Source organism: Streptomyces sp. HSW2009, from assembly GCF_040240285.1.
Classification (GTDB): domain Bacteria; phylum Actinomycetota; class Actinomycetes; order Streptomycetales; family Streptomycetaceae; genus Streptomyces.
On sequence record NZ_JBEHZD010000492.1, the window covers coordinates 1 to 5,966 of the forward strand.

Sequence of the window (5,966 nt, forward strand, 5' to 3'; positions counted from 1 at the left end):
CCGCCGCCGTGCCGGGCCCCTCTCAGTCCCGTGCCCTCCCTCGCAGCCCGTGTACAGGCGCGGGCCTGCACGCGGCGGTCCGCGCCGCTAAGCGGCCACCGTGCCGTCCACGGCCAGTCGGGTCAGGACCTGGCGCAGGGCCGGGGCGCCGCGCCGGGCGTCCTGGGCGCTGGCCAGGAACCAGTCCAGTTCGGCGATCTCGCGGGCCGGCCGCAGCTCACCGGTGGCCGGGCCGGTGAAACAGGTCATGCGCAGCGGCCGGCCGCCCTGCCCGTGGGCCTCGTCCTCGATGACGAACGCCGGGGTCAGCTCCCCCGGGTCGGCCCGCACGCCGAGCTCTTCGGCGAGTTCCCTGGCCAGCGCCTGGGGGCCGCTCTCGCCGGGTTCGAGCTTGCCGCCCGGCAGGTAGAACACGTCCCGGCCCTCGGTGCGGACGGCCAGCAGCCGGCCGTCGCGCACGCACAGCCAGGCCACCGACTCCAGCGGGGTCAGCGGCTCAGTCATCGCCGTCGCCGCCCGCCGCGCCGTCTTCGAGGTTGCCCTCGGTCTCCAGGTACAGCTCACGGACGGCCGCCAGCGTCTCCTGGTCGGGCTCCGCCCACAGGCCCCGGCTCTCCGCTTCGAGCAGCCGCTCCGCCATGCCGTGCAGGGCCCACGGGTTGGCCTCTTCGAGGAAGGCCCGGTTCTCCGGGTCGAGCAGGTAGCTCTGGGCGAGCTTGTCGTACATCCAGTCGGCGACCACGCCGGTGGTGGCGTCGTAGCCGAAGAGGTAGTCGACGGTCGCGGCCAGTTCGAAGGCGCCCTTGTAGCCGTGCCGGCGCATCGCCTCGATCCAGCGCGGGTTGACCACCCGGGCGCGGAAGACCCGGGAGGTCTCCTCGTGCAGGGTGCGGGTGCGGACCGTCTCCGGGCGGGTGCTGTCGCCGATGTACGCGGCCGGGGCGGTGCCCTTGAGCGCGCGCACGGTGGCCACCATGCCGCCGTGGTACTGGAAGTAGTCGTCGGAGTCGGCGATGTCGTGCTCGCGGGTGTCGGTGTTCTTCGCCGCGACCGCGATCCGCTTGTAGGCGGTCTCCATCTCGTCCCTGGCCGGCCGGCCGTCGAGCCCGCGGCCGTACGCGTAGCCGCCCCACACCGTGTAGACCTCGGCCAGGTCGGCGTCGGTGCGCCAGTCACGGCTGTCGATGAGCTGGAGCAGACCGGCCCCGTAGGTGCCGGGGCGGGAGCCGAAGATGCGGGTGGTGGCGCGGCGTTCGTCGCCGTGCTGGGCCAGGTCGGCCTGGGTGTGGGCGCGTACGTAGTTGTCGGCCGCCGGCTCGTCCAGCGCGGCGGCCAGCCGCACGCCGTCGTCCAGCAGGCCCACCACGTGCGGGAACGCGTCGCGGAAGAAGCCGGAGATGCGCAGCGTGACGTCGATGCGGGGGCGGCCGAGTTCGGCCAGCGGGATCGCTTCGAGGCCGGTGACCCGGCGGGACGCCTCGTCCCACACCGGCCGCACGCCGAGCAGGGCCAGCGCCTCGGCGATGTCGTCGCCGGCGGTGCGCATGGCGCTGGTGCCCCACAGGGACAGGCCGACCGACTGCGGCCAGGTGCCGTCGTTGTCGGTGCGGTAGCGCTCAAGGAGGGAGTCGGCCAGCGCCTGGCCGGTCTCCCAGGCGAGCCGGCTGGGCACCGCCTTGGGGTCGACCGAGTAGAAGTTGCGGCCGGTGGGGAGCACGTTGACCAGGCCGCGCAGCGGCGAGCCCGAAGGACCCGCGGGGACGAAGCCGCCGGCGAGCGCGTGCACCACGTGGTCGATCTCGGCGGTGGTGCCGGCGAGCCGCGGCACCACCTCGCGGGCCGCGAAGTCGAGGATGGCGGCGACGTCCTTGCGCACGTCGTCGGGGAGCGCGGCGCACACCGTATCGGTGGCGTCCGCCTCCCAGCCGGCGTCCTCCATGGCCTGCACCAGCGTCCTGGCCCGCTCCTCGATCTCGTCCGCGCTGGTGCGGGTGGCGGCCGACTCGTCCAGGCCGAGTGCCTCGCGCAGCCCGGGCAGGGCCGCGGTGCCGCCCCAGATCTGCCGGGCGCGCAGGATGGCGAGGACCAGGTTGACCCGCTCGGGCCCGGTGGGCGCGCCCCCCAGCACGTGCAGCCCGTCGCGGATCTGGGCGTCCTTGACCTCGCACAGCCAGCCGTCGACGTGCAGCAGGAAGTCGTCGAACCCGTCGTCGTCGGGCCGGTCGTCAAGGCCGAGGTCGTGGTCGAGCTTGGCGGCCTGGATCAGGGTCCAGATCTGGGCGCGGATGGCGGGCAGCTTGGCCGGGTCCATCGCGGAGATCGCCGCGTACTCGTCGAGGAGTTGTTCCAGCCGGGCGATGTCGCCGTAGGACTCGGCGCGGGCCATCGGCGGCACCAGGTGGTCCACCAGTGTGGCGTGCACCCGGCGCTTGGCCTGGGTGCCCTCGCCCGGGTCGTTGACCAGGAAGGGGTAGATCAGCGGCAGGTCGCCGAGGGCGGCGTCCGGGCCGCAGGCGGCGGACAGGCCGGCGTTCTTGCCCGGCAGCCACTCCAGGTTGCCGTGCTTGCCCAGGTGCACCATGGCGTCGGCGCCGAAGCCGCCGTCCTGCTGCGCGGTGGCGATCCACCGGTAGGCGGCCAGGTAGTGGTGCGAGGGCGGCAGGTCGGGGTCGTGGTAGATGGCGATGGGATTCTCGCCGAAGCCGCGCGGCGGCTGGATGACCACGAGCAGGTTGCCGCGCCGCAGCGCCGCGAGGACGATCTCGCCCTCGGGGTCGCGGCTGGTGTCCACGAACATCTGCCCGGGCGGCGGGCCCCAGTGCTCCTCCACGGCGTCCCGCAGCTCCTGCGGCAGTCCCGCGTACCAGCGGCGGTAGTCGGCGGCCGGGATGCGCACCGGGTTGCGGGCGAGCTGTTCCTCGGTCAGCCACTCCTGGTCGTGGCCGCCGGCCTCGATGAGGGCGTAGATGAGTTCGTCGCCGTTGCCGGACGCGAGGCCGGGCAACGATCCCTCACCTTCCTCGGGCCCGAAGTCGAAGCCCTCGGCGCGCAGCCTGCGCAGCAGGGCGACGGCGCTCGCCGGGGTGTCGAGACCGACCGCGTTGCCGATCCTGGAGTGCTTGGTGGGGTACGCGGAGAGCACCAGGGCCAACCGCTTCTCGGCGGCCGGTACGTGGCGCAGCCTGGCGTGCCGTACGGCGATGCCGGCGACGCGGGCGGCGCGCTCGGGGTCGGCCGCGTAGACCGGCAGACCGTCCTCGTCGACCTCCTTGAAGGAGAACGGGACGGTGATCAGACGGCCGTCGAACTCGGGCACCGCCACCTGGGTCGCCGCGTCCAACGGCGAGAGGCCCTCGTCGTTCTCCTCCCAGGCCGCGCGGGTGCCGGTCAGGCACAGCGCCTGGAGGATCGGCACGTCGAGCGCGGCGAGCGCGCCCGCGTCCCAGGACTCGTCGTCGCCGCCGGCGGACGCCTCGGCGGGCTTGGTGCCGCCCGCGGCGAGCACGGTGGTGACGACGGCGTCCGCGGCGCCGAGCGCCTCGATGAGCTCGGGCTCGGGGGCCCGCAGCGAGGCGACGAACAGCGGCAGGGCCCGCCCGCCGGCGTCCTCGACGGCCGTGCAGAGCGCGTCCACGAAGGCGGTGTTGCCGCTCATGTGGTGGGCCCGGTAGTAGAGCACCGCGATCAGCGGGCCGCTGGCGTCGGCCCGGGCGGTGCGCTCCAGCGGGCCCCAGGTCGGGGCGGGCTGCGGGGGTTCGAAGCCGTGGCCGGTGAGGAGCACGGTGTCGGAGAGGAAGTTGGCGAGCTGGCCGAGGTTGGCGGGCCCGCCGTGGGCGAGGTAGGCGTGCGCCTCGGCGGCGATGCCGACCGGGACCGTGGACGCCTCCATGAGCTGGGCGTCCGGGGCCTGTTCGCCGGTGAGCACGACGACCGGGCGGTCGCCGGCGAGCAGCAGGTCGAGGCCGTCCTGCCAGGCCCGCAGACCGCCGAGCAGGCGTACGACGACGAGGGAGACGCCGTCGAGCAGGGCGGGCAGGTCGGCGAGGTCGAGCCGGGCCGGGTTGGCGAGCCGGTAGGGCACTGGGCCCTCGGCCGCACGAGCGCTGAGCAGGTCGGTGTCGGACGTCGACAGCAGGAGGATCATGCGGCAGCAGCCTTCCTCGGGGTCCGCGCCCCGGGCGGGTGGGAGGACGGCAGGAGTTCCTGGCTCGCCCGGCATCGCTGCCGGGCTCACAGTGGCGGGACCGCGCCGGGTTCACACCGGCTTCCTCCCCTGGCGCCGTCGCTTGCGGGAGCGGGCCAGCAGGCCCGTCGGGGAGCATAGTAACGACCTGACCAGCGCCGCGTCGCGGGCTCCCGTCCCCGGCCCGGCCCACCGCACCCGGGCGTGGCTGTGCCGGTCGCCGCCCGACCGGGCGGGATGGCCGCCGGCCCGCGTGCGCTCCACGGCCGAGCAGCGCCCCGCCCCGCCGACCGGGCAGCCGAGTCGACCGGCCATCCGAACGGCACATCAAGGCCAAGCAGGGCCGAATAAGGCCGGAACCCGACGCCTGCGCGGGACGGCGGGCCACGGATCGGGCCGCGGCAGGGGGTACGCCTGACGGGGTTCCGCGCCGCTGTGCGTACGGTGCAGCCGCGTCCCGTTTCGGGTCTGGCCCGGTCCTGCGCGCGGTACAGCCGCGCCCTGCCGTAGCCTGGCGCGGCCTTGCGCCCGGTACAGCCGCGCCGCCCCGTCTTGTGTCCGGCTTTGTGTCCGGCCCGGCCCTGCGCGCGGTGTAGCGGCACCCCCGTCGTACGCCTGGCGCGGCCTCGTGCCCGGCGCGCTCCCGCTCCGTACGACCTGCTCCCCTGCCACCGCCCCGTACGTCACGCGCCCCTACGAATGGCGCGGAGGAAACCAACCACGCAGGCGGCGCCGACAACAGCGACCGCACAAGAGCACCGGCCCTAGCACCAGCACCGACAAAGAAAGACAGCCCGAGCCGAACGGACCCGCCGCGCTGGGCGACCCGCATGCGGCGCGGCGTCGCCCCGCTCGTCGGGCTCGCGGCCCCTCGGCCCGGTGGCCGTGGCCGGGAGTCCCCGCTGACCTGGTGCGGGAGGTCCCGGGCGGGGGGATCGTCGGTATGCTCGCCGCCATGCCCCTCACCCCGACAACCGCCCCAACTGGGGAGGAACCGCCCAGCCGCACAGGCGATGACGCCTGTCCCGGCGCGCTGCGGCTGCACCGGGCCGACGACGGCTTCCTGGCCCGCGTCCGGCTCCCCGGCGGGCTGCTGACGGCGGCACAGGCAGCCGAACTCGCGCTGGCGGCACAGGAGTTGGGGGACGGCGCGCTCGATCTGACCTCGCGGGGCAACGTACAGCTCCGCGGTCTCGGTGCAGCCTGCGGCGGGGAACTGGCCGACCGGTTGCGGGCGGCCGGCCTGTTGCCTTCGGCCAGCCACGAGCGGGTGCGCAACGTGGCGCTGTCGCCGCTGTCGGGGCTCGACGGCGGCGGGCGGGTCGACGTGACGCCCTGGGTGCGGGAGTTGGACCGCCTGCTGTGCGCGGCGCCGGACGCGGCCGGCCTCTCGGGGCGGTTCCTGTTCGCGGTGGACGACGGCCGCGGCGACGTGGCCGCGCTCGGGGCCGATGTGACATTGATCGCAACGGCACCCGGGGACGCGGTGCTACGGGTGGCCACCGGACACCCGGCGCCCCCCGCCCGCGCCGCCGTACCCGACCCCATCCTGCTGCGCATCGCCGCGGCCGACGCACCGCGCGCCGCGCTGACCGCGGCGCTCGCCTTCCTCGCCGCGGCGCGGGCCAGTGACGCGAAGGCGTGGCGGAGTTGGGAACTGCCCGGCGGCCCCGAGCGTTACGCGCTCTTCGCGCGCGAGCTGGACGCCGCGCTCGCCGCCGCGGGCGTCACGGCCCGCCCCCGGCCGCGCGACGAGCGGCCACCGCATGTCGCGCCCGCGGGG

The 5,966-nt window shown here is 75.2% G+C and carries 3 protein-coding genes and 1 riboswitch; of the genes, 1 reads left to right on the top strand and 2 read right to left on the bottom strand.

Annotation, left to right across the window (positions count from 1 at the left end):
• Positions 1 to 87: 87 nt before the first annotated feature.
• Together AAHZ94_RS27100 and cobN are read right to left on the bottom strand one after the other, a co-directional pair.
• The gene (locus AAHZ94_RS27100; protein ID WP_349996034.1) at positions 88 to 504 is read right to left on the bottom strand and encodes an NUDIX hydrolase; all 417 of its coding nucleotides are present in this window, start codon (positions 502 to 504) and stop codon (positions 88 to 90) included.
• Positions 497 to 4,144: a cobaltochelatase subunit CobN gene (gene cobN / locus AAHZ94_RS27105; RefSeq protein ID WP_349996035.1), complete on the bottom strand. Its 3,648-nt coding sequence runs from the start codon at positions 4,142 to 4,144 to the stop codon at positions 497 to 499. The genes AAHZ94_RS27100 and cobN overlap by 8 nt, the downstream gene beginning before the upstream one ends.
• Before the next feature lie 53 nt (positions 4,145 to 4,197).
• Positions 4,198 to 4,271: riboswitch (cobalamin riboswitch) on the bottom strand.
• An 855-nt stretch (positions 4,272 to 5,126) separates the two neighbouring features.
• Here cobN and AAHZ94_RS27110 point away from each other — a divergent pair.
• Positions 5,127 to 5,966: ferredoxin-like domain-containing protein (locus tag AAHZ94_RS27110; RefSeq protein ID WP_502964796.1), on the top strand; the 840-nt coding region annotated here is incomplete at its 3' end.

Bases quoted from the DNA above. Each gene is read 5' to 3' on its own strand.
- AAHZ94_RS27100 (WP_349996034.1), bottom strand. From the start codon at position 504: ATGACTGAGCCGCTGACCCCGCTGGAGTCGGTGGCCTGGCTGTGCGTG.
- cobN (WP_349996035.1), bottom strand. From the start codon at position 4,144: ATGATCCTCCTGCTGTCGACGTCCGACACCGACCTGCTCAGCGCTCGT.